The 22,100-nt window shown below is 73.1% G+C and carries 24 protein-coding genes and 1 riboswitch; of the genes, 12 read left to right on the top strand and 12 right to left on the bottom strand.

What is annotated here, in order from left to right:
- Positions 1-14 precede the first annotated feature (14 nt).
- Complete coding sequence (locus C569_RS0119010) at positions 15-986, top strand: type IV toxin-antitoxin system AbiEi family antitoxin domain-containing protein (RefSeq protein WP_018787362.1); 972 nt, start codon at positions 15-17, stop codon at positions 984-986.
- A gap of 55 nt (positions 987-1,041) precedes the next feature.
- Here the strand turns inward: C569_RS0119010 and C569_RS0119005 are convergent, their stop codons facing one another.
- From C569_RS0119005 to C569_RS0118995, 3 genes are all read right to left on the bottom strand, one after another.
- Complete coding sequence (locus tag C569_RS0119005) at positions 1,042-2,421, bottom strand: glycine--tRNA ligase (protein ID WP_018787361.1); 1,380 nt, start codon at positions 2,419-2,421, stop codon at positions 1,042-1,044.
- A 113-nt stretch (positions 2,422-2,534) separates the two neighbouring features.
- On the bottom strand, positions 2,535-3,008 hold the full coding sequence (locus tag C569_RS0119000; protein ID WP_018787360.1) for a hypothetical protein: 474 nt from the start codon (positions 3,006-3,008) through the stop codon (positions 2,535-2,537).
- A gap of 94 nt (positions 3,009-3,102) precedes the next feature.
- Positions 3,103-3,444, bottom strand: a complete 342-nt coding sequence (locus C569_RS0118995; protein WP_018787359.1) for an antibiotic biosynthesis monooxygenase — start codon at positions 3,442-3,444, stop codon at positions 3,103-3,105.
- Between the two features lie 27 nt (positions 3,445-3,471).
- Between C569_RS0118995 and C569_RS0118990 the strand changes: the two genes are divergently transcribed.
- The 6 genes from C569_RS0118990 to C569_RS0118965 all read left to right on the top strand — a co-directional run bounded on the left by C569_RS0118990 (position 3,472) and on the right by C569_RS0118965 (position 7,460).
- The gene (locus C569_RS0118990; RefSeq protein WP_018787358.1) at positions 3,472-3,735 is read left to right on the top strand and encodes a DUF6703 family protein; all 264 of its coding nucleotides are present in this window, start codon (positions 3,472-3,474) and stop codon (positions 3,733-3,735) included.
- 81 nt (positions 3,736-3,816) lie between these two features.
- On the top strand, positions 3,817-4,815 hold the full coding sequence (locus C569_RS0118985) for a metal ABC transporter substrate-binding protein (RefSeq protein WP_018787357.1): 999 nt from the start codon (positions 3,817-3,819) through the stop codon (positions 4,813-4,815).
- The gene (locus C569_RS0118980) at positions 4,812-5,576 is read left to right on the top strand and encodes a metal ABC transporter ATP-binding protein (protein ID WP_026268353.1); all 765 of its coding nucleotides are present in this window, start codon (positions 4,812-4,814) and stop codon (positions 5,574-5,576) included. Before C569_RS0118985 ends, C569_RS0118980 begins: the two co-directional genes overlap by 4 nt.
- A gap of 1 nt (position 5,577) precedes the next feature.
- Positions 5,578-6,453 (top strand): metal ABC transporter permease, encoded by an 876-nt coding sequence (locus C569_RS0118975; RefSeq protein ID WP_018787355.1) that lies wholly within the window; start codon positions 5,578-5,580, stop codon positions 6,451-6,453.
- A gap of 43 nt (positions 6,454-6,496) precedes the next feature.
- Positions 6,497-6,802 carry a metalloregulator ArsR/SmtB family transcription factor gene (locus tag C569_RS0118970; RefSeq protein ID WP_018787354.1) on the top strand — a complete coding sequence of 102 codons (306 nt, stop codon included), beginning with the start codon at positions 6,497-6,499 and terminating at the stop codon, positions 6,800-6,802.
- 52 nt (positions 6,803-6,854) lie between these two features.
- Complete coding sequence (locus tag C569_RS0118965) at positions 6,855-7,460, top strand: hypothetical protein (protein ID WP_018787353.1); 606 nt, start codon at positions 6,855-6,857, stop codon at positions 7,458-7,460.
- A 183-nt stretch (positions 7,461-7,643) separates the two neighbouring features.
- On the opposite strand, the gene C569_RS0118960 is transcribed toward C569_RS0118965, so the two are convergent.
- The 4 genes from C569_RS0118960 to C569_RS0118945 form a co-directional block, all read right to left on the bottom strand.
- Positions 7,644-9,617: an acyl-CoA dehydrogenase family protein gene (locus C569_RS0118960; protein ID WP_018787352.1), complete on the bottom strand. Its 1,974-nt coding sequence runs from the start codon at positions 9,615-9,617 to the stop codon at positions 7,644-7,646.
- A gap of 108 nt (positions 9,618-9,725) precedes the next feature.
- The gene (locus tag C569_RS0118955; RefSeq protein WP_018787351.1) at positions 9,726-10,229 is read right to left on the bottom strand and encodes a DUF6328 family protein; all 504 of its coding nucleotides are present in this window, start codon (positions 10,227-10,229) and stop codon (positions 9,726-9,728) included.
- Between the two features lie 92 nt (positions 10,230-10,321).
- Positions 10,322-11,071, bottom strand: a complete 750-nt coding sequence (locus C569_RS0118950; RefSeq protein WP_018787350.1) for a sugar isomerase domain-containing protein — start codon at positions 11,069-11,071, stop codon at positions 10,322-10,324.
- Positions 11,068-11,904 (bottom strand): alpha/beta fold hydrolase, encoded by an 837-nt coding sequence (locus C569_RS0118945; protein ID WP_026268352.1) that lies wholly within the window; start codon positions 11,902-11,904, stop codon positions 11,068-11,070. Before C569_RS0118945 ends, C569_RS0118950 begins: the two co-directional genes overlap by 4 nt.
- 76 nt (positions 11,905-11,980) lie before the next feature.
- Positions 11,981-12,087, top strand: a riboswitch (TPP riboswitch).
- 75 nt (positions 12,088-12,162) lie between these two features.
- On the opposite strand from C569_RS0118945, the gene C569_RS0118940 reads away from it, so the two are divergent.
- From C569_RS0118940 to C569_RS0118930, 3 genes are all read left to right on the top strand, one after another.
- Positions 12,163-12,753, top strand: coding sequence for an ECF transporter S component (locus C569_RS0118940; RefSeq protein WP_018787348.1), 591 nt, complete (start codon positions 12,163-12,165; stop codon positions 12,751-12,753).
- A gap of 109 nt (positions 12,754-12,862) precedes the next feature.
- A complete protein-coding gene (locus C569_RS30580; protein ID WP_231394833.1) occupies positions 12,863-14,377 on the top strand; it encodes an ABC transporter ATP-binding protein in 1,515 nt (504 codons plus the stop codon).
- Entirely contained in the window at positions 14,374-15,174 is an 801-nt protein-coding gene (locus C569_RS0118930) for an energy-coupling factor transporter transmembrane protein EcfT (protein WP_018787346.1), read from the top strand. Before C569_RS30580 ends, C569_RS0118930 begins: the two co-directional genes overlap by 4 nt.
- A gap of 264 nt (positions 15,175-15,438) precedes the next feature.
- Here C569_RS0118930 and C569_RS0118925 read toward each other — a convergent pair whose 3' ends face one another.
- Positions 15,439-15,708, bottom strand: coding sequence for a hypothetical protein (locus tag C569_RS0118925; RefSeq protein WP_026268351.1), 270 nt, complete (start codon positions 15,706-15,708; stop codon positions 15,439-15,441).
- Positions 15,709-16,298: 590 nt separating this feature from the next.
- Here C569_RS0118925 and gndA point away from each other — a divergent pair.
- Positions 16,299-17,741: an NADP-dependent phosphogluconate dehydrogenase gene (gene gndA, locus C569_RS0118920; RefSeq protein ID WP_026268350.1), complete on the top strand. Its 1,443-nt coding sequence runs from the start codon at positions 16,299-16,301 to the stop codon at positions 17,739-17,741.
- 312 nt (positions 17,742-18,053) lie between these two features.
- Here the strand turns inward: gndA and C569_RS0118910 are convergent, their stop codons facing one another.
- The 3 genes from C569_RS0118910 to recO all read right to left on the bottom strand — a co-directional run bounded on the left by C569_RS0118910 (position 18,054) and on the right by recO (position 19,989).
- Positions 18,054-18,239: a hypothetical protein gene (locus tag C569_RS0118910; protein WP_026268349.1), complete on the bottom strand. Its 186-nt coding sequence runs from the start codon at positions 18,237-18,239 to the stop codon at positions 18,054-18,056.
- Between the two features lie 68 nt (positions 18,240-18,307).
- Positions 18,308-19,084 carry an isoprenyl transferase gene (locus tag C569_RS0118905; RefSeq protein ID WP_018787341.1) on the bottom strand — a complete coding sequence of 259 codons (777 nt, stop codon included), beginning with the start codon at positions 19,082-19,084 and terminating at the stop codon, positions 18,308-18,310.
- A gap of 32 nt (positions 19,085-19,116) precedes the next feature.
- The gene (gene recO, locus C569_RS0118900; protein ID WP_018787340.1) at positions 19,117-19,989 is read right to left on the bottom strand and encodes a DNA repair protein RecO; all 873 of its coding nucleotides are present in this window, start codon (positions 19,987-19,989) and stop codon (positions 19,117-19,119) included.
- Positions 19,990-20,090: 101 nt separating this feature from the next.
- On the opposite strand from recO, the gene C569_RS0118895 reads away from it, so the two are divergent.
- Positions 20,091-20,906 (top strand): DUF4097 family beta strand repeat-containing protein, encoded by an 816-nt coding sequence (locus C569_RS0118895; protein ID WP_018787339.1) that lies wholly within the window; start codon positions 20,091-20,093, stop codon positions 20,904-20,906.
- 22 nt (positions 20,907-20,928) lie between these two features.
- Here C569_RS0118895 and C569_RS0118890 read toward each other — a convergent pair whose 3' ends face one another.
- Complete coding sequence (locus C569_RS0118890) at positions 20,929-22,086, bottom strand: acyltransferase (RefSeq protein WP_018787338.1); 1,158 nt, start codon at positions 22,084-22,086, stop codon at positions 20,929-20,931.
- Between the last annotated feature and the right edge of the window lie 14 nt (positions 22,087-22,100).

Genomic DNA, 22,100 nt, shown 5'->3' with positions numbered 1-22,100 from the left:
GCAGGCTGCCCGGCATGCGCGAACAACCACCCGAACTCAGCGACCTGGCGGAACGCCAGCAGCAGATCGTCACCCGGACGCAGCTTCTCGGCGTCGGATACGACGACATGTACCTGTACCGGCAGACCCGGCGCGGCCTGTGGCAGCGCGTCCTGCCGGCGACGTACGCGCTCGTCACCGGCACCCTCACCGACGAGCAGCGACGCATCTCGGCGGCGCTCTACGCGGGCGCCGACGCGCAGCTCACCGGTCTCGCCGCCTTGATCTGGTACGGCTTCCGGCACAGCCCGCGCACCGCTGACGTACACCTGATCCTGCCGCACCACGTGCGGCGCCGATCGGCCGGTCACGCGGTGATCGCGCGGGCCCTGGAGCTTGATCCGCGGGCCCGGCGGACCGCGCTGTACCCGGTGTGCTCGCCGGCCCGGGCGGTGGTGGACGCCGCTCGCGACCTGCGCCGGCTACGGCCGGTACGGGCGACGGTGGCCGAGGCCGTGCAGCGCGGGTTCACCGACCTGGACGCCCTGGACGCGGAGATCCGCCGGGCCCGGCGTAGCCGCACCGCCCTGATCCGGAAGGCGTTCGCGGAGATCACCGACGGGGTCCGCTCGGCGCCGGAGACGGAGCTGCGGGAGTGTCTGAGCAGCAGCGGGGTGCTCGGCGGAATCCTGTGGAACCCACGGCTGTCGGCGGCCGACGGCGCCCGGCTGCCGACGCCGGACGGCTACCTCGCCGACTGCGCGGTGGCGCTGGAGGTCGACTCGCGGGAGTACCACCTCAGCCCGGACGACTGGGCGCGGACGCTGGACCGGCACAACGAGCTGAGCCGGCACGGGGTGCTCATCCTGCACTTCACGCCGGCGCAGATCCGCCGGGAGCCGGGCCGCGTGCGGCGCACGGTGGAGGACGCGTACGAGGCCCGGCGCGGGCTGGGCGCCGCGACCGGCGTACGGGCGGAGCCGATCTCCCCCGGCGACGGGTGTTAATAAGGGGCCCCTTCTCTACGCGAGACGTTAAGAAGGGGCCCTTCCTTACATCGAGTCAGCAGCCGGGGAGGCGCTCGATCAGGTAGCGCTCGACCTGGTCCAGCGAGACGCGCTCCTGGGCCATGGTGTCCCGGTTCCGGACCGTGACGGCGTTGTCGTCGAGCGTGTCGAAGTCGACGGTGACGCAGAACGGCGTGCCGATCTCGTCCTGCCGGCGGTAGCGGCGGCCGATCGCCTGCGAGTCGTCGAACTCGACCACCCAGCGCTTACGCAGGTCGGCGGCGAGCTGCTTGGCCTTCGGCGACAGCGCCTCGTTGCGCGACAGCGGCAGCACGGCGACCTTGACCGGGGCCAGCCGCGGGTCGAAGCGCATCACGGTGCGCTTGTCCACGCCGCCCTTTGTGTTCGGCGCCTCGTCCTCGTCGTACGCCTCGAGCAGGAACGCCAGCACCGCGCGGGTGAGGCCGGCGGCCGGCTCGATCACGTACGGGATCCAGCGCTCGCCCTTGCCCTGGTCGAAGTACGACAGGTCGACGCCGGAGTGCTTGCTGTGCGTGGACAGGTCGAAGTCGGTGCGGTTGGCGATGCCCTCCAGCTCGGCGAACTCGCTGCCACCGAACCGGAACCGGTACTCGATGTCGACGGTGCGCTTCGAGTAGTGGGAGAGCTTCTCCTTGGGGTGCTCGTAGAAGCGCAGGTTCTCCTCGGACAGGCCCAGGTCGAGGTACCAGTTCCAGCGCTCGGAGAGCCAGTACTCGTGCCACTGCTCGTCGGTGCCCGGCTCGACGAAGAACTCCATCTCCATCTGCTCGAACTCACGGGTCCGGAAGATGAAGTTGCCCGGGGTGATCTCGTTGCGGAACGACTTGCCGGTCTGCGCGATGCCGAACGGCGGCTTCTTCCGGGCGACCGTCTCCACGTTCTTGTAGTTGACGAAGATGCCCTGGGCGGTCTCCGGGCGCAGGTAGTGCATGCCCTCGTCGCTCTCCACCGGGCCCAGGTAGGTCTTCATCAGGCCGTTGAACATCTTCGGCTCGGTGAAGGTGCCCTTGTTGCCGCAGTTGGTGCAGTTCAGTTCGGTCAGCGACGTCAGCGGCTTGCCGTGCTTGGCCTCGTACGCCTCTTCCAGGTGGTCGGCCCGGAACCGCTTGTGGCAGGACTGGCACTCGGTGAGCGGGTCGACGAACTCGGCGATGTGGCCGCTGGCCTCCCAGACCTTGCGGGCCAGGATGACCGCCGAGTCGAGGCCGACGACGTCGTCGCGCTGCTGCACCATGGTCCGCCACCACTGCCGGCGGACGTTCTCCTTCAGCTCGACGCCGAGCGGACCGTAGTCCCACGCCGACCGGGTGCCCCCGTAGATCTCGCTGGAGGGAAAGACGAAACCCCGGCGCTTGGCGAGGCTGGTGACGGCGTCGATACGGTCGGCTGGCATGTTTCCTCCTACGCCGGCTGGCGGTCGGCGCGGTCGAGATGGATGGAACCGGGCTGTTCGGGACAACGGTACGGTCGTGTCCGTCCCGAGCCCAGCAGAATACCGGGGCCCGGTCAGCTCACCCCGCAGACCTCCACGCCGCCCGTCTGCTGGTCCGGCGCGAGCGTCACGGTCTGCGCCTCCCGCCGGCCGCCGGCGAGCGTGACGTCCACCGGCACGGTGAGCGTGGCGAGGTCGACATCGCCCACCCGGTAGCCGGAGACCTGCGGCTCGGTGGCCACCCGCCGCTCGAACTCCCGCCGGGGCTCACGCCGGCGGAGGTCGTCGCAGAGCGTGTCGTACGCCTTCGACCACTCCCGGGCCACGAGCGCCTGGTAGTAGTCGTTCGTGACCGCCCGGCCCTGCTCGCCGATCGCCTGGGCGTTGCTCACCGCCAGGCCGACCACCGCCGTGCCGCCCCCGCCGCAGCAGATCAGCACGGCGAGGGCACCCGCGCCGAGGCCGAGCCAGAGCCGGGTCCGCCCACCCTCGGTGGGTGGGGCGGCGAACGGCGGCGCGGCGCCGGGCCCCTGCGGCGGCGCGGGCACCCCGGGTTCCGCCGGCAGCGCGGGCGGAACTGATGACGGGGGCGGCGCGGCCGGTCCGGGAGCGGTCATACGCGCCAGGGTAGTGCCCCGGCACTCAGCGGTACGGACCTGCGGCACGATCGCTGGCGGCGACGACGATCTCACCGTCGGGGGCGGCGCTGGCGAGTGTCTCGTACGCCGACGGCTCGTCCATCGATCGGGCGAGCAGCGGCACGGCGGTGACCTTGACGTCGAACCCGCCGAGTGCCCGCCGGTACGCCCCGACCGACTCCCACTCGGTGACCAGGAGCCAGTGGTCCGGGTCGTCGAGCGCCCGCAGCAGTTCACCGCGCAGGTAGCCGGGGCGGGCGGCGAGCGCGGCCAGCGCGTCGTGCGCCGCACGGGTGAACTCGTCCACCGTTTCGGCTTCCACCACGAAGCGGTTGGTGACCAGCACGGGGTTCCTCCTCGTAGAGTCTGTGGCATGCAGCGTACGCAGAGTCCCGGGCTGGCCCGGTTGGCACGGCTCAACCCGACGGTGGTGTTCCTGGCCGCGCTGGCCCTGGTGCTCGTCGGCCTGTTCGCGCCCGGCCCGGCGGGTGGCGGCCTGCTGCTCGTGCTGGCCGGCGGGCTGGTCTGGCTGATGTCGGTCACCTGGCCGGTGCAGGCCCCGGCGACCCGGATGCTCCGGCTGGTGATGCTCACCTTGTTGGTCGCGGTGGCGCTGGCGAAGCTCACGGTCGGCTGAGGCGCGGACGGATCTCATCTGCGCTGACATGCAATCATGCGTTTTTGACAATAATTTTCGTTGTCACGGACAGTTGAGTCCATGACCGTACGCACATCCCGCCGCATCCTGACCACCACAGCCGCCGCCCTACTCGCCGCCGCCGGCCTGACCGCCTGTGCGGACGACTCAGGCGACGTGAGCCAGCCGGGCGAGGTCGGCGTGGTGGCCGCGTTCTACCCGCTCCAGTTCCTCGCCGAGCGGATCGGCGGCGACGCGGTCACGGTCAGCAACCTGACCAAACCCGGCGCCGAGCCGCACGACCTGGAACTCAACCCACGACAGGTCGGCGAGGTCGTCGACGCCGACCTGGTCGTCTACCTCAGCGGCTTCCAGCCGGCGGTGGACGAGGCGGTGGAGCAGAACGGCGGCGACCACGCGTTCGACGTGGCGGGCGTGACGCCGCTGCGGGACGCCGCCGCCGGTGACCACGACCACGACCATGAGGGCGAGGGCGAGGGCGAGCACGCCGAGGACGAGCACGCCGAGGACGAGCACGCCGAGGACGAGCACGCCGAGGACGAGGGCGGCAAGGACCCGCACGTCTGGCTCGATCCGACCCGGCTGGCCACGATCGGCGACAAGCTCGCCGAACGCCTGGGCAAGGCCGACCCGGACCACGCCGCCGACTACACCGCGCGGGCCGGCGCGCTGCGCACCGAGCTGACGAAGCTGGACACCGAGTACGCCGACGGCCTGCGCACCTGCCAGCGCCGGGAGATCGTCACCAGCCACGCCGCGTTCGGCTACCTGACCGACCGCTACAAGCTGGAGCAGATCGGCATCAGCGGGCTCACCCCGGAGGCCGAGCCGTCTCCGCAGCGGCTCGCCGAGGTCGCCGAGGAGGCCCGGGAACACCAGGCCGGCACGATCTTCTTCGAGACGCTGGTCAGCCCGAAGGTCGCCGAGACCATCGCGCGTGAGGTCGGGGCGAAGACGGCCGTCCTGGACCCGCTGGAGGGCCCGCCCGCCGACGGCGACTACCTCTCCGCGATGCGCACCAACCTGCAGACCCTGCGAACCGCGCTGGGCTGTTCGTGACCCCACCCGTGATCGAGATCGCGCACGCCACCGTCGGCTACGACGGCCGCCCGGTGCTGCGTGACGTCTCGTTGACGGTGACCGCTGCGGAGGTGGTCGCCGTGCTCGGCGCCAACGGCTCCGGCAAGTCGACCCTCGTGCGCGCCGCACTCGGCCTGGTGCCGGTCGGCGCCGGGTCGGTCGCCCTGTTCGGCACGCCGCAGCGCCGCTTCCGGCAGTGGCACCGCATCGGGTACGTGCCGCAGCGGCTCGGCGCGGGCAGCGGGGTGCCCGCCACGGTGCGCGAGGTGGTGGCGTCCGGGCGGCTGGCCCGCCGGGGCGTGCTGCGGCCCGCCGGCCGGGCGGACCGGGAGGCGGTGGCGGCGGCGCTGGACGCGGTCGGGCTCACCGACCGTGCCGGTGACCCGGTGTCGACGCTCTCCGGCGGCCAGCAGCAGCGCACCCTGATCGCCCGCGCGCTGGCCGGCGGGCCAGAGCTGCTGGTGCTCGACGAGCCGACCGCCGGGGTGGACGCGGCCAGCCAGGAGGCGTTCTCCTCGGCGCTGCGCGCGTTCCGCGACGGCGGGGGCACGGTGCTGCTCGTCGCGCACGAGCTGGGCCCGCTGCGCCCGCTGATCAGCCGGGCCGTGGTGGTGCACCAGGGCGGGATCGCCCACGACGGTGCGGTGCCCGAACCGGCCGGCCACCACGCCGACCCGGGCCACGAGCACGTGCACCCGCACTGCGACGAGGAGCCGGCCCGGCTCTGGACAGGCATCTGAGATGGACCTCTTCCAGTACGACTTCATGCTCCGCGCCCTGGTCGGCGCGCTGATCATCGGGCTGGCCGCCCCGGCGCTCGGCATCTACCTGGTGCAGCGCCGGCTGGCGTTGATCGGCGACGGGCTCGGGCACGTGGCGCTCACCGGCGTCGGCGCGGGACTGCTGCTCAACCACTCCCCCGTGCTGGTGGCGGTGATCGCCGCGACGCTCGGCGCGGTGCTTATCGAGTTGGTCCGCGCGTACGGGCGCACCTCCGGTGACCTGGCGCTGGCGTTGCTGTTCTACGGCGGCATCGCCGGTGGCGTGATGCTGGTCGGGCTCTCCGACGCCAGCACCGGGTCGCTCAACGCGTACCTGTTCGGGTCGCTGACCACCACCTCCCGCACCGACCTGATCACCATCGGCGTGCTCGGCGTGGTGCTGCTGGTGACCATGCTGGTGCTGCGCCCGGCCCTGTTCGCGGTGTGCCACGACGAGGAGTACGCCCGGGTGTCCGGCCTGCCGGTGCGGGCGCTGAACCTGCTCATCGCGGTCGGCACCGCGGTCACGGTGACCATCGCCATGCGGGCCGTCGGGGTGCTGCTGATCAGCGCGCTGATGGTGGTGCCGGTGGCCACCGCGCAGCAGGTGACCCGGGGCTTCCGGTCGACCATGACGGCGGCCATGGCGCTGGGCCTGTTCGCCGCCGGCACCGGGGTCTGGGTGGCCGCCACCGCCGACACCGCGCCCGGCGCGTCGGTGGTGCTCGTGGCGATCGGCTCGTTCCTGCTGGTCGCGCTCGCGGCGGCGGGCCTGCGGGCGCTGCGGCGGCGGACCCGGACCGACCGGGCGACGCCGCCGGCCGAGCCGGCCGAGCACGAGGTGCTGCTGCGATGAGGCCCTAGCCGCCGACGCGCCTGGGATTGGTTACCGTTACGGGGTGACGACCGGCACGAACGGGTACGACGCCTTCGAGGGCGCGGGCGACCTGCTGCGCGCGCTCTCGGCCCCGATCCGGCTCGCGATCGTGAGCGAGCTGGCCGCGGGGGAACGCTGCGTACACGAACTGGTCGAGAAGCTCGGCGCGCCGCAGCCGCTGGTCTCCCAGCACCTGCGGGTGCTGCGCGGCGCCGGCGTGGTGCGCGGGTCGCGGCGCGGCCGGGAGATCGCGTACGCCCTGGTCGACGACCACGTCGCGCACATCGTGGCGGATGCGGTCAGTCACGCCGACGAAGGGTCGCACTGAGCGGGAAATCGGCCAGGTGCCGACGCGCCCGTGCCGTGGGACGCTGTCCGGCGTGAAGATCTACGCCGACCGTTTTCCCGTCGCCGTCCGCCAGTTCCTCACCGACCTGCTCGTGGTCGTCTGGGTGTACGCGGCGATCCGCTTCGCGCTGTGGCTGCACGACCTGGTCGAGAAGCTCGCCGTACCCGGGCAGAAGCTGGAGGGGGCCGGCGGCGGACTCGCCGACAACCTGGCCGACGCGGGCGGCAAGGTCGGTCGGGTCCCGATCGTCGGCGACGAGTTGACCGCGCCGTTCACCCGGGCCGCCGAGGCCGCCCGCTCGGTAGCCGAGGCGGGCCGCGACCAGCAGGAACTGGTCGGGCAGCTCGCGCTCGGGCTGACCATCGCGGTGCTGGTGTTCCCGCTCGGCCTGGTGCTGTTCGGCTGGCTGCCGCTGCGCCTGCGCTGGATGCGCCGGGCCGGCGCGGCGAAGGCCCTGGCCGGCGTGCCGGCCGGCCGGGATCTGCTGGCGCTGCGCGCGCTGGCCGGCCAGCCACTGTCGAAGCTGACCCGGATCGCGCCCGACGTCGCCGAGGCGTGGCGGCGCGGCGACGACGCGACCGTCGACGCGCTCGCCGCGCTGGAGTTGCGCGAACTGGGGCTGCGCGGAGGCCGCTGACCTCCCGGTTCCCGGGGCCGACGCACTCCCCGCGTTATGACTCCCAGTCCTATTCATGACCGAGGGTCATAACGCGGAGAAGAGTGTCCTTCCTCCACGCACCGACACACGACCGCCACCCCGGACGGCGGCCGTCCGGGCGGGACGACCGCCGCGCGGGCACAGCACGGGAGCGGCGGATGGTCAGCCGGTGGGCGGGATGCGACGGCGGACGTCCTGCTCGGTGGACGGCCCCGGTTCCCAGCGGGCGACCCAGGGGAGGTCGGCGGGTGGCGTGACGACACCCTCCTCCACCGAGGCGTACCGGCCGGCGACGATGCGCTTGGCGGCGGCCACGTCGACCGAGTCGGTGTTCGACCACAGCCCGGTGAACAGCTCGTCGACGCGCAGCCGCGCCTGCCGGCAGAACAGGTCGGCCAGCTCGACGTTCTCCGGGTGCGCGTCCCGCTCGGCGTAGGCCCGGACGCAGACCGCGCTCATCGCGAACAGCTCCGCGCCGATGTCCACCACCCGGCCGAGGAACGCCTGCTTGCGCTCCATCTTTCCCTGCCACCGCGACATCGCGTAGAACGTCGACCGGGCCAGCTTGCGGGAGGTCCGTTCGACGTGGCGCAGGTGCCCGGCCAGCGGCCCGAACTCCTGGTACGCCCCGGGCGTCTGTCCCTTGCCGACGGCGAGCGTGGGCAGCCACTTCGCGTAGAAGGCGCCGGCCCGCGCGCCCGCCCTGGCCTTGCGGCCCAGCCCGGCGTCGGGGTCGATGATGTCGCCCGCGACGGACAGGTGGGCGTCGACCGCCTCGCGGGCGATCAGCAGGTGCATGATCTCGGTGGAGCCCTCGAAGATCCGGTTGATCCGCAGGTCGCGCAGGAGTTGCTCGACGGCGGCCGGCCGTTCCCCCCGGGCGGCGAGCGAGTCGGCCGTCTCGTAGCCGCGGCCACCGCGGATCTGGATCAGCTCGTCGGCGATCCGCCAGGCCATCTCGCTGGCGTAGAGCTTGACCAGCGCCGCCTCGATCCGGATGTCGTTGCGGTCGTCGTCGGCGAGCATGCAGGACAGGTCGAGCATCGACTCCATGCCGTACGTGGTGGCGGCGATGAACGACAGCTTCTTCGCCACCGCCTCGTGCTCGCCCACCGGGCGGCCCCACTGGACCCGGTCCGCCGCCCACTCGCGAGCCACGTTGAGCGCCCACTTTCCGGCACCGACGCACATGGCCGGAAGCGAGAGCCGCCCGGTGTTCAATGTGGTCAGCGCGATCTTGAGGCCCTTGCCCTCGCCGCCGATCACGTTCTCCTTGGGCACGAACACGTCGTGGAACCGGGTGAGGCTGTTCTCCAGGCCACGCAGCCCGACGAAGGAGTTGCGCCGCTCCACGGTGATGCCGTCGCTGTCGCCCTCCACCACGAATGCGGTGATGCCGCCGCGCCGCCCCTCGCCGGCCGGCACCCGGGCCATCACCACCAGCAGCGTGGCGAGCGTGCCGTTGGTGGCCCAGAGCTTCAGCCCGTTGAGCCGGTAGCCGGTGCCGTCCGCCGTCGGCTCGGCGGTGGTGGCGAGCCGGGCCGGGTCGGAGCCGACGTCCGGCTCGGTGAGCAGGAACGCGGAGACCTCACCGGCGGCGAGCCGGGGCAGGAACCGTTCCTTCTGCTCGGGCGTGCCGAACATCTTCAGCGGCTGCGGCACGCCGATCGACTGGTGCGCCGAGAGCAGCGCGCTGACCGCCGGGTTCACCGAGCCGACGAGCATCAGCGCCCGGCAGTAGTGCAGGTTGCTCAGCCCCAGCCCGCCGTACTTCCGGTCGATCTTCATGCCGAACGTGCCGAGCCCGGCCAGGCCGTGGAACACCTCGTCGGGGATGCGCGCGTCCCGCTCGATCGCCTCGCCGTCCACCTCGGACGTCAGGTACGCGCGCAGCGCGCCGAGGAACTCGTCGGCGCGGGCCACCTCGGCCGGGTCGGGGCGGGGCCACGGGTCGATCAGGTCGAGCCGGAAGCGGCCGAGGAACAACTCCTTGCCGAAGCTCGGCCGGTCCCAGGCCGACTCGCGGGCCGCCTCGGCGACCTGCCGGGCCTCCTTTTCGGAGACCTGGCCCGCCTCGGTGGGCAGCGGCCCCGCACCGTCTGGTGACTCGGGCCGGCTGTTCTGTGTCGTGGTCACGGCTGCCTCCTCGTCGGTCCGGCTGCGTCGACGCGTGCGACGAAAACGACGCTACCCCCGGGTGTTACCCAGGGGTAGCGTCGCGTGCACGTCCGATTTGGCGGACCGTCAGTCGCCGGACAGCGTCTGCGGGTCATCGTCCTCGTCGTCGATGTCGTCCTCGCCCCAGTTACGGCGGCTGAACGGCAGGATCGCCCAGAAGGTCAGGAACCAGATCCCGGTAGCAGCGCTGAGCACGAACGCGACCGGCCGGGGCAGCACGAAGTCGGTGACCAGCAGGACCGCGCTGACCATCGCGATCAGCATGAAGAACAGGCCACCCGAGGCCATCCGGTGGGCGAAGCGGACCAGCTCCGGCTTGCGCCCCTGACGGAACAGAGCCCGGTGGAACGCGACCGGCGAGATGATCATCGCGGCCGCGGCGGCAGCGGCCAGCAACGCCACGATGTAGACGTCGCGCTGGAAGTTGGTGGTCCGGGTGAAGGCGTTGCTGAACGGCATCGTCAGCAGGAAGGCGAACAGGATCTGCACGCCGGTCTGCGCGACCCGCAGCTCCTGCAAGAGGTCGGCGAAGTTGCGCTGCCAGCGCTGCTTCTCGGATTCCTTGGACACCTCGTGAACCTCCGGTGAAGACGGCACGACCGGTGGGGAAACGCCCACCGGCAGGACCGCCTGTGCCCCGCAGGAGCGATCACGAAACCGGTTCAGGAACCGCGGCGGATCCGACCCGCGTACCGTGCCTCCAGCTCGGCGTTGTGCTCGTCGCCGCCGGTGATGTTCGCGGACAGGTAGACCGGCGGGCGCCGCCCCGCCGCGACCAGCCGGGCCACCACCTCGGCCACGATCTGCTGGGCGAGCAGCGCCGCGGTGATGGAGGAGACCGCGCCGACCGCGCCGCCGCCCGGCAGCGGCAGCGTGGCGTCGCCGTACGGGGCGCCGTTGTCCAGCACCACGTCGGCGAAGTCGGCGAGCTTGCGGCCGGACGGGTGCCGCGAGGTCATCCGGCCCGAGTGCTGCGCCGACGTGATCGCCACCAGGCCGTGCCCGCGTTCCTTCACCACGGACGCGAACTCGACCATCGCCCCGTTCACGCCCGAGTTCGAGGCCAGCACGAACACGTCCTGCGGCCGGATCGGCGCCAACTCGTACAGGCGGTGCGCCACGGCCGGGTCGCGTTCCAGCTTCGGGCCGAGCACGTCGGCCGGGTCGCCGCCGATCAGCACCAGGTCACGCAACGCGATCCGGTTGGTGGGCACCAGACCGCCGGCCCGACCGGCGATCTCCATGGCCAGCGCCTCGGAGTGCCCGGTGCCGAACGCGTGCACCACACCGTCGGCGCGCAGCGCCGCCGCGATCAGGTCGGCCGCGTCGGCCACGTTCTGCCGCTGCTCGGCCGCGACCCGGCCGATCGTCTCGGTCACCACCGCCAGGTACGCGTCGGCGCTCACCGTCATGCCTCCTCCGTTCCTGCGCACCGGGCGAGGATCGCCTCGGCCAGCGGGCCGGGTGCCTCGTCCGGGATCCAGTGGCTGACCCCTGGCAGCACCACGAACCGGTAGTCACCCGTGACGTGCGCGGCGCACGCCTGCGCGGCCGTCCGGCCGATCGCCACGTCCTTGTCGCTCCACACGAACGTGGTCGGCACCCCGACCGGGGCGACCCCCTTCATGTCCGCCCCGGTCATCGCGCGGTACCAGTTCAGTGCCGCCGTCAACGCCCCCGGCTCGCGCATCGGCTCGGCGTACCGGGCGACCGTACCGGCGTCGCCCACGCCGCTCAGCAGCTTGCGCAGCGTGGCGCCGTGCCACGCCAGCAGCACCTTCTCCGCCATACCGGGCTTGCGGAACAACGCGATGTAGGCGGACTTGACCTTCTGCCGCGGGTCGGTGGCCAGCGCGTGACCCATCGCCGAGGGGTGCGGCACCGACACCGCGGTGAGCGTCCGGACCCGCTCCGGGTGGGCCGCCGCCAGGCCCCACGCCACGATCGCGCCCCAGTCGTGGCCGACCACGTGTGCGCGTGCCACCCCGAGGGCGTCGAGCACCGCCGCCGCGTCGGCCACCAGCTCGGGGATCCGGTACGCCCCGACGTCCGCCGGGCGCGCGCCGGGCGAGTAGCCGCGCTGGTCGAGCGCGTACGTGCGCAGCCCGGCGGCGTGCAGCGCGGGCGTGACCGCGTCCCACTCGCCGGAGTGCTGCGGAAAGCCGTGCAGCAACAGGACGGGGTCACCCCCCTCGGGGCCGCCAGCGCGCACCTCGAACGTCAGTCCCCGCGCATCCACCTGCATGATCGCCACCATACCGACACTCGCCCTACTGGGCCGGAGACCGTCGTCGGTGCTAGCGTCTGCGACGAGACAACTTCACATCCGACAGGGGAGCGCACAGCGCTGAGAGTGCGGGCCGGTGCCCGCAGACCCTCGAACCTGATCTGGGTAATGCCAGCGCAGGGAGTTCGGTCGACCTCCAGCCGCGTCGCCGTCCGGTGACCACCGGGCGCGGCGTGCGTCTTCTCCTGGTTCACCTAGACGAACTGGGAGCCATCCGTGAACCACACCGACAGCAACCGCTGGCGTACCGTCGACATCGTCGTCGCCTCTGTCATCGCCGTCGCCTTCGGCGTCGTGTTCCAGCTCTGGAACATCCTCTGGAAGGGCAGCGACGGGCCGTTCGCCTTCTTCGCCCCGCTCCAGTCGGTCATGTACGGCGTCTGGCTCATCCCGGCCGTGCTGAGCGCGCTGATCGTCCGCAAGCCGGGTGCGGCGCTGCTCACCGAGACCGTCGCCTCGACCGTCTCGGTGCTGCTCGGCTCCCCGTACGGCGCGATGGCGATCCTCCAGGGCGCGGTGCAGGGCCTGGGAGTGGAGAGCGTCTTCGCGGCCACCCGGTACCGCAGCTACCGGCCGGTCACGGCGGCGCTGGCCGGGGCGGCGGGCGGCCTCTTCGCCACCGTGTTCGACGTCCTCTACTGGTACCCGGCCACGAGCTGGACCACGTTCCGGCTGCCGTACATCGCGTTCGGTGTGCTCAGCTGCCTGCTGGTGGCGGGCCTGGGCGCCGTGGTCCTCACCCGCGCGCTGGCGAACACCGGCGTCCTGGACCGCTTCCCCGCCGGCCGCGACCGGGCCCTGGTCTGACGGCTCACTCCGCCCCGGTGATCAAGGAGTTCGCGTCCGTCGGGCATGGTTTCCCGGACGCGAACTCCTTGATCACACGAGCTGGGCCGGGAGAGGGGGTGGGTGGTTCGTGAGCGCTGTGGTGCTGCGGGGGTTCGGGTGGCGGCACGGGGGACGGAAACGTTGGGCTCTGCGCGGCGTGGATCTGCGCGTGGAGAGCGGCGAGCGGGTGCTGCTGCTCGGGCCCTCCGGGGCCGGTAAGAGCACGCTGCTGGCCGCGCTGGCCGGGCTGCTGCCGGAGGACTCCGGCGAGCAGGAGGGTGCCGTCGAGATCGACGGGCTGGACCCGCGCAAGGCGCGTGAGCGCGTCGGCATCCTGTTCCAGGATCCGCAGACCCAGCTCGTCATGGCCCGCTCCGGCGACGACGTGGCGTTCGGGCTGGAGAACCGCGGCGTACCGGCCGGCGAGATCTGGCCCCGCGTCGACGAGGCGCTGCGGCGGGTCGGCTTCCCGTACGACAGGGACCGCCCGACCGCCGCGCTCAGCGGCGGCGAGCAGCAGCGGCTGGCGCTGGCCGGCACGCTCGCGCTGCGCCCCGGACTGCTGTTGCTGGACGAGCCCACCGCGAACCTCGACCCGGCCGGTGCCGCCCTGATCCGCCGGGCCGTCGCGAACGCGCTCGACCCGGACACCACGATGATCCTGGTCGAGCACCGGGTCACCGAGGCCCTGCCGCTGGTCGACCGCGTCGTGGTGCTCGAACCCGGCGGCGGGGTCCGCGCCGACGGGCCGCCCGAGACGGTCTTCGCCGCGCACGGCGACGCGCTGGCGGCCACCGGAGTCTGGGTACCCGGGCACGTCGCGCCACCCCGGCACGCCGCCGCGCCGCCCGGCGACGTGCTGCTCACCGCCGGCCGGCTCGGCCTCCCACCCCGGCTGGCCCCGACCGACCTTCGGGTACGCGCCGGCGAGGCGCTCGCCGTCCTCGGCCCGAACGGGGCCGGGAAGTCCACGCTGGCGCTGCTCCTGGGCGGCCTGCTGAAACCCGGCACCGGCACCGTGACTGCGTCGGCGGAACTCGCCGGGCGGGACGCGCGCACTCCCCCGCACCGCTGGCGTGCACCGGCGCTGGTCCGCCGGATCGGCTCGGTGTTCCAGGACCCGGAGCACCAGTTCGTCACCGCCACGGTCCGCGACGAGCTGGCGCTCGGCCCCCGCCGCACCGGTCAGCCCGACACGGCGGTGACCGCCACTGTCGACGGATTGCTGGAGCGGCTGCGGCTGGACAAGCTGGCGGGCGCCAACCCGTACACCCTTTCCGGTGGCGAGGCGCGGCGGCTGAGCGTGGCGACGGCGCTGGCCACCGCGCCCCGCCTGCTGATCTGCGACGAGCCCACGTTCGGCCAGGACCGGCGCACCTGGCTGGAGCTGGTCGACCTGCTCGCCGAGCTGCGCGACGCCGGTCACGGCGTCGTGGCGGTGACCCACGACGAGGACTTCGTCGCCGCGCTGGCCGACCGGACACTCACCCTGGACCGGTCACCGTCCGGCGCGGAACGCTCCCCCGACGGGCGGTCCGCGACCGGCGTGACCGAGGCCGCGCGCGCGGGCGACGACGGCCCGGCTGCCGGAGGTGTGCCGTGATCGGCCTCGAACTGGTCGCCGTACCCGGCGCCCCGCTGGCCCGCCGCAACCCGGTGGCGAAGCTGGCCGCCGCGCTGGTCTTCACGGTGATCCTGGTGGCGACGCTCGACCCGGTGGCACCGGCCATCGCCATCGCCGTCGAACTCGCGGTGCTGCCGCTGTTCGGTGTCCGCTACCGGGTGCTGGCCCGGCGGGCCTGGCCGCTGCTGGCCGGCGCCGTCGGCATCCTCGTCACACTCGTGCTCTTCGCGGCCGACCGCTCCGGCCCGGTACTGCTCCAGGCCGGGCCGATCCTGGTCACCGAGGGCGTGCTGACGACAGCGCTCGGGCTGGTGCTGCGGATGGTCGCGGTGGCCCTGCCCGGCATCGTCGTGTTCGCCACCACCGATCCGACCGACCTGGCCGACGCGTTGATCCAGAACGCGAAGGCGCCGGCCCGGTTCGCCATCGGGGCGCTCGCCGCGTTCCGGATGGTGCCGCTGCTGGAACAGGAGTGGCGGATGATCAGTCTGGCCCGCCGGGCGCGCGGCGTGGACGCCGGACGCAACCCGGTGGCGAAGCTGCGGCTGTTCGCGTCCACCGCGTTCACGCTGCTGGTGGGCGCGATCCGGCGGGGCACCCGGCTGGCGGTGGCGATGGACGCCCGGGGGTTCGACGCGGGCACCCCGCGCACTGTCGCCCGCCCCCAGCGCTTCACCCGCGCCGACACCCTGCTGGTCGCCGGAGCCGCCCTCCTGGCCGGAGCCGCCTTGGCGACAAGCATCGCCCTGGGCACCTTCCGCCCCTTGATCGGCTGACCCGGCCCACCCCGGCCAGCCCAGCGCCCACCCTCGCCCCGTTGACCATGAACTTGACGGCAAAGAGTGCCCGATTTGTCGCCGCCAACCTCATGGTCAACCACGACCGGGCGAGACCTTGGTACGGAGTGGCCCCCATAGGGTCGCCGGGGACCGCGGAAGGCGCAGGGCTGGCCCGCGGTGGGAAGGAGCGGGTGACGCCCGCCGGGGCAGGCTCCGTTGTCGGGCCCGCCCGGCGAGCAACGGCAGGGATCGGGCTGTAGGTCAGCTGCGGCGGAAGGCGTAGAACCGGGTCTGGCCGGCCCGCTGACTACGCCCGGTCAGCCGCGGCTGCCGTCCGGCCGGTGGACCGGAGCGGGGCGGCGTCGTGGACGCGCCGGGCGGGACCGCGATCTCCGGGGAACCGACCGGCGACCCGGGCTCGGTGGGAAGCACCACCGCTGGCGGCGTCGCTGTGAGCACGTCGAGGTTCGGCGCGGTCACCTGCGGCGCGGACTGCTTGCGGGATTTCTTTGGGTTACGCTTCGCTGGCATGCGCGGGCCTCCTGTCGTACGGGCGCGCCGATCGGGACGCGCCGAGCGAGGGCTCCGGTGCGATCCGATCGCGACAGACACCGCTACCGACGGTGGCGGAAAGGGATGCGGACGCCCGGAGCAGGACGGATCCACGGCACTGGCGGCAGTGGACCGGGCTCGGAGATGTGGCGTCACTTACGCATGCCGTCACGCTATCCCGCGGCCTGAGCGCCCCGCATCCGAATTAACGCGAGGGGACGCACTGCCACCCACCGGCGTCGTCGCATGAGGAGGGCGAGCTGTGGCACGCACCATCACCGGGTGGATCCACGCATCGTCGGGGAGATATCCGGCCGGACCGGTGTTGCCGCCACCTTCGAGTGACCACGCCGGCGTTCGTCAGGCGGGCCGCGGAACCGATCAGGGCGGCCGGCGGCAGCACCCTTGATCGGTTGCCGGACCGCAGCGACGGAACCGCCGGAGCCGAGGTACCGGACGCGCACCCGCAGCCACCGGGAACTCACCGCCCGTCGACGACCCGGTCCACCGCGTCGCCGATCGCGATACGGTCGCAGGCACAGCAGCACGAACGAGAGGTGGCGGTACGCATGGCAGAGCAGGCGACGGCGCAGATCGGAGTCACCGGTCTGGCGGTGATGGGCCGCAACCTGGCCCGGAACCTGGCCCGCAACGGTTTCGCCGTAACGGTGCACAACCGGTCGCCGGAACGTACCCGCAGCCTCGTCGCCGAGCACGGCGACGAGGGCACGTTCGTGCCGTCGGAGTCGCTCGCGGACTTCGTCGGCTCGCTGGAGCGGCCCCGCGCGGTGATCGTGATGGTGAAGGCCGGCGCGCCCACCGACGCCGTGATCGACGAGCTGGTCCCGCTGCTGGAGGAGGGGGACATCGTCGTCGACTGCGGCAACGCGCACTTCGCCGACACCCGCCGCCGGGAGGAGGCGCTGCGCGAGCACGGGCTGCACTTCGTCGGCACGGGCGTGTCCGGCGGCGAGGAGGGCGCGCTTCTCGGCCCGAGCATCATGCCCGGCGGGTCCGCCGAGTCGTACCGCAAGCTGGGGCCGATCTTCGAGCGGATCGCCGCGCAGGTGGAGGGTGAGCCCTGCTGCCGGCACATCGGGCCGGACGGCGCGGGCCACTTCGTGAAGATGGTGCACAACGGCATCGAGTACGCCGACATGCAGCTCATCGCCGAGGCGTACGACCTGTTGCGGGCCGGGCTGTCGGCGAGCCCGGCGGAGATCGCGGAGATCTTCCGGGAGTGGAACGGCGGCGAACTGGGGTCGTTCCTCATCGAGATCACCGCCGACGTGCTCGGCCACACCGACGCGGCCACCGGGCAGGCGTTCGTGGACGTGGTGCTCGACCAGGCCGAGCAGAAGGGCACCGGCCGCTGGACCGTGCAGAGCGCACTCGACCTCGGCATCCCGATCACCGGCATCGCCGAGGCCACGTTCGCCCGGTCGCTGTCCGGGCACGCCGACCAGCGGGAGGCGGCCCGCCGCGTGTTCGCCGACGCGGGCGACGAGTGGCAGGTGGACGACCGGGAGGCGTTCGTCGAGGACGTGCGCCGCGCGCTGCTGGCCAGCAAGATCGTCGCGTACGCGCAGGGGTTCGACCACATCCGGGCCGGCAGCCGCGAGTACGACTGGGACATCGACCTGGGCGGCACGGCCACCATCTGGCGGGGTGGCTGCATCATCCGGGCCGGTTTCCTGGACCGGATCCGGGAGGCGTACGACGCGGAGCCGGACCTGTCGACGCTGCTCGTCGCGCCCTGGTTCGCCGAGCGGGTCAGCGACGGCGTACCGGCCTGGCGACGGGTGGTGGCCGACGCGGCCCGGGCGGGCGTGCCGGCCCCGGCCTTCGGGTCGTCGCTGGCCTACTTCGACGCGCTGCGGTCGCAGCGGCTGCCGGCCGCGCTGATCCAGGGGCTGCGGGACAACTTCGGCGCGCACACCTACCACCGGGTGGACCGGGACGGCTCGTTCCACACCCTCTGGGCGGGCGACCGCTCCGAAGTGGAGGCGTGAGCCGCACCGACGTGGGCCGCATCGACCCCGGCCCCGGCCGCCCCAGCCCAGCCGGACGGCTCACCAGGCCCGCTGACCGTCCGGCTCGGGCGCCCAGCCGGCGGCCGGCTCCACCAGGTCGGCGACGGCCAGGGCAGCAGTCATCTCGTACCGGAGATCGCGCATCCTCCACCCCCGTGGCGGGCGCGCACCCGGCGGCGCGCCCTGCGCCGATCGTAGAGCGCGACGCCCCGCGCCCGGCGGGAAAGCCGGATGCGGGGCGTCATGCTCGGGCCGGACGGTGGCCGCGGCCACCTCGGCCGGACGTCGCGGTCAGAAGAACCGGCGACGCTTGGCCTTCTGCGGCCGGATCAGGTCGGCGCCCTTGGTCAGCAGACGGCTCACCCCGGACGGGCCGCGACGGGCCTCCAGGGTGTGGCTGAGCCGGCGCGCGCCGGCCGCCGCCAGCGGCACGGCGACCGCCATGACCGCCCACTGCGCGATCCGCTTCTGAATCATGTGGTTCACCTCCGCGTTTGCTGTCTATCCGTATCGGTACCCAGCGCGGCGCGTCGCTAAGCGTGACCTCAGGCGCCCGGGGCGACCGGGTTGGGCAGGGCACCGCCGAAGCGGCGGTCGCGCTGGGCGTACAGCTCGCAGGCGTACCACAGGTGGCGGCGGTCGAAGTCCGGCCAGAGCGTGTCCAGGTAGACCAGCTCGGCGTACGCGGTCTGCCAGAGCAGGAAGTTCGAGATGCGCTGTTCGCCGGAGGGACGCAGGAACAGGTCGACCTCGGGCACCTCGGGATGGTAGAGGTAACGCGCGATCGTCTTCTCGTTCACCTTGGCCGGGTCGAGCTTGCCTGCGGCGACGTCCCGGGCGATCCCGGCGGCGGCGTCGGCGATCTCGGCCTGACCGCCGTAGTTGACGCAGAACTGCAGCGTCAGCGTCGAGTTGCCGCGCGACATCTCCTCGGCGGTCTGCAACTCGGAGATGACGCTCTTCCACAGCCGGCCGGCGCGGCCCGACCAGACCACCCGGACGCCCAGGTCGACGAGCTGGTCGCGGCGGCGGCGGATGACGTCGCGGTTGAAGCCCATCAGGAAGCGGACCTCGTCCGGTGAGCGCCGCCAGTTCTCGGTGGAGAACGCGTACGCCGACAGGTAGGGGATCCCCATCTCGATCGCGCCCTCGACGGCGTCGAACAGGCTGTGCTCGCCCTGCTCGTGCCCCTTGGTGCGGGGCAGGCCGCGCTCCTTGGCCCAGCGGCCGTTGCCGTCCATCACGATGGCGACGTGCCGGGGCACAGCGGCGGGCGGCAGCGCCGGCGGACGGGCGCCGGAGGGGTGCGGGGTCGGCGGCACCGGCTCGCGGCGGGTCGCCCTCGTCGATCGGATCACTCGGTCATCTCCCTGTTCACACCGGCGACGGGCCCGGCGCCGGAGCGCGGCGGGACCACATCCGGCCCCGCACCGCCGGGCGGCGGGACCGCGCCGGACGCCGGGGCACCCCGGTCGACCAGCGGCAGCGAGCGTAGCGCGCGCTCCAGATGCCATTGGAGGTGCGCCGCGACCAGCCCGCTGCACTCGCGGCGCACGCCGGTCTCGGCGGCGTCGGCGTACCCCCAGTCGCCGGAGGTCAGCGCGGACATCAGCTCCAGCGTGGCGGGCGCGGGGTGGGCGGCGCCGGGGGGTCGGCAGTCCGGGCAGACCGCGCCGCCGGCCGGTACGGAGAACGCGCGGTGCCGGCCCGGCTCGCCGCAGACCGCGCAGGCGGCGAGCGCGGGCGCCCAGCCGGCGAACGCCATGCCGCGCAGCAGGTACGCGTCGAGCACGAGCGTGGTGGCGTGCTCGCCCCGGGCCAGCGACTTCATCGCGCCGAGGGTGAGCTGGAACAGCCGCAGCGACGGTTCCCGCTCGACCGGGGTGAGCCGCTCGGCGGTCTCGGCGATCGCGCTGGCCGCCGTGTAGCGGGGGTAGTCGCCGAGGAACCGCTTGCCGTACAGCTCGATCGCCTCGACCTGGCTGACGGTGTGCAGCGAGCTGCCCTGGTTGCCCTTGGGGTCACCGGCGAGCTGGAGGTCGACGTGCCCGAACGGTTCCAGCCGCGCGCCGAACCGGCTCGTGGTGCGCCGGACGCCCCGGGCCACCGCGCGCAACCGGCCGTGCCGGCGGGTGAACAGCGTGATGATGCGGTCCGACTCGCCCAGCTTCTGCACACGCAGCACCACCGCGTCGTCGCGGTAGAGCTGTCGGCGGTACCCGGCCATCAGGCCATTCTCCCTCCGGGTGCGATCTCAGGGTCGGCTCGGGGTGCACGGTCGGGCGATCCCCGATGTGCCGGGCGCCGGGCCGGACCTAGTGTGCTGGCATGGCTTCGCTCCGCACCGCTCCCCGGCCGCGCAATGTCTTCCGGGCACGTGGCGTGCTGGCCGCCGCCACGGCCACCGCCCTCATCGTCCTCGCCGGGTGTGACACCCTCTCGTTCCGCCGCCTCGACTTCGACCAGACCGAGCGGACGAAGATCACGAAGATCACCGTGGACGACGACGGCGCCGGCGACGTCGTGGTCCGGGCCAACGGCCCCGCCGACCAGGTACGCGTCAAGCGCGTGGTCCGATACCAGGGCGATGAGCCGAACAGCCGGTACGAGATCACCGGCGACGAACTCGTCCTGCCCACCGACTGCGGGCAACGGTGCAGCATCTCCTGGGAGGTGACCGCGCCACCCGGCGTGGTGGTCCGCGGCGGGACCGGCTCGGGCAACGTCGACCTCAGCGACGTGGGCGCGGTGGAGTTCACGCTCAGCTCCGGCGACCTGACCATCCGGGGCGTCACCGGCGAGGTCCGGGCGTCCACCACGTCGGGCAACATCCGGGTGGTCGAGGCGGCCGGCCCGGTGCGGCTACGGGCCCGCTCCGGCGACATCGAGGCTCGCCGGCTCGAGTCCGCGATCGACGCCGAGACCACCTCCGGCAACATCGTCGTCGAGCTGGACGAGCCGGCTCCGGCCCGGGTGCACGCCACCAGCGGAGACGTCGACCTGGCCGTACCGGCGGGCCGCTACCGGGTGCGCGCCACCGCGACCTCCGGCGACACCGACGTGCGCGTCACCGACGACCCGGCCGCCTCGGTGCAGCTCGAAGCATCAGCCACCAGCGGCAACGTCACGGTCAGCACCCGCTGAGCGGGCCGCCCCCGGTGGTCGCTCAGTCGCCGCCGGGCGGCCGGGACGCCGTCGCCCCGGCCGGGTCCTCGGCCGGGCGGCGCGGCGCCGGCACCCCGGCACCGACGCTCACCAGCGCGTCCCCCGCCCCCGCGGGGGCCGGACTCGCCGGGGCCGCCGCCCGGCCGGCCACGGTCCGCCGCGGTTTGCCCGGAAGCAGTTCGGGGCTACGCCGGGCCGCCACGTCCTCGACCCAGCCGACCATGAGCGTCACCACGCCGACGAGGGCGAAGACCAGCCCCACCCGCAGCCACAGGCCGACCGGATCGCGCGGGGACCAGCCGACCAGGCCGACGAGCGGGGTGAGGAGCACCACGAACGGCATGTGCCAGAGGTAGACGGTCAGCGCGCGCCGGTTCACCACGGTGACCGCCCGGCCGAGCACCGGCACGCGGTCGACCCAGGTCACCCCGGCCGGCGCGCGGCCGATCGCCACCAGGATGAACGCGGCGGACCAGAGCGCGTTACCGAGCGGGATGTCGTTGATGTCGTACCCGCGCGGGCCCGGGTGGGTGACGATCCAGGCCAGCCCGGCGGCGCCGACCACAGCGGCCACCGGCAGCAGCACCCGGTTGCGCATCCGGCGCAGCATCCCGTCGTGGTGGGCGAAGCCCAGCAGCCAGGCGCCGAAGTAGAGCCCGAACTCGCGCAGCACCCTCGGCGGGTTCGCCAGGACACCGGCCTCGATCGCGACCAGCAGCAGGTACGGGGCGACGAGCGTGGGCAGCGGCGCCCGGCGGAACAGCCGGAGCACGAGCGGCGAGGCCAGCACGAACCACAGGTAGTCCCGCAGGTACCAGATCGGGCTGAGCGCCAGCCCACCCCAGTAGTTGGCCGGCGGGTCGCTGATCGGAAAGAGCCAGAGCAGCACCTTCGGGCCGAACGCCAGCCCGGTGAGCAGCATGGCCGGCACGAAGACCGCGGCGACCACCCACAGCGACGGCAGGAGGCGGCGCAGCCGGCGCCCGACCGCGCGTACGCCACTGCGGTCCAGCGACGCCGCCATCAGCGACCCGGCCAGGGCGAACATCACCGACATCGCCGGGAACACCAGCGTGAGCGTGGCGTAGCCGGTGACGTGGTAGATGACCACGCGCAGGATGGCCAGGAAGCGGAGCAGGTCCAGATAGCGGTTTCGCATCAGCTCGCGGCGGG

Source organism: Micromonospora sp. CNB394 (genome assembly GCF_000374985.1).
Lineage (GTDB): Bacteria > Actinomycetota > Actinomycetes > Mycobacteriales > Micromonosporaceae > Micromonospora > Micromonospora marina.
The sequence above is the reverse complement of the archived record's forward strand: the minus strand, read 5'-3'. Positions and strand labels throughout refer to the sequence as shown.

Coding starts and splice junctions, on each gene's coding strand:
- C569_RS0118985 (WP_018787357.1), top strand. CDS start 3,817: ATGACCGTACGCACATCCCGCCGCATCCTGACCACCACAGCCGCCGCC.
- C569_RS0119010 (WP_018787362.1), top strand. CDS start 15: ATGCGCGAACAACCACCCGAACTCAGCGACCTGGCGGAACGCCAGCAG.
- C569_RS0118910 (WP_026268349.1), bottom strand. CDS start 18,239: ATGATTCAGAAGCGGATCGCGCAGTGGGCGGTCATGGCGGTCGCCGTG.
- C569_RS0118890 (WP_018787338.1), bottom strand. CDS start 22,086: ATGCGAAACCGCTATCTGGACCTGCTCCGCTTCCTGGCCATCCTGCGC.
- C569_RS0118975 (WP_018787355.1), top strand. CDS start 5,578: ATGGACCTCTTCCAGTACGACTTCATGCTCCGCGCCCTGGTCGGCGCG.
- C569_RS0118945 (WP_026268352.1), bottom strand. CDS start 11,904: ATGCAGGTGGATGCGCGGGGACTGACGTTCGAGGTGCGCGCTGGCGGC.
- C569_RS0118895 (WP_018787339.1), top strand. CDS start 20,091: ATGGCTTCGCTCCGCACCGCTCCCCGGCCGCGCAATGTCTTCCGGGCA.
- recO (WP_018787340.1), bottom strand. CDS start 19,989: ATGGCCGGGTACCGCCGACAGCTCTACCGCGACGACGCGGTGGTGCTG.
- C569_RS0118990 (WP_018787358.1), top strand. CDS start 3,472: ATGCAGCGTACGCAGAGTCCCGGGCTGGCCCGGTTGGCACGGCTCAAC.
- C569_RS0118925 (WP_026268351.1), bottom strand. CDS start 15,708: ATGCCAGCGAAGCGTAACCCAAAGAAATCCCGCAAGCAGTCCGCGCCG.
- C569_RS0118950 (WP_018787350.1), bottom strand. CDS start 11,071: ATGACGGTGAGCGCCGACGCGTACCTGGCGGTGGTGACCGAGACGATC.
- gndA (WP_026268350.1), top strand. CDS start 16,299: ATGGCAGAGCAGGCGACGGCGCAGATCGGAGTCACCGGTCTGGCGGTG.
- C569_RS0119005 (WP_018787361.1), bottom strand. CDS start 2,421: ATGCCAGCCGACCGTATCGACGCCGTCACCAGCCTCGCCAAGCGCCGG.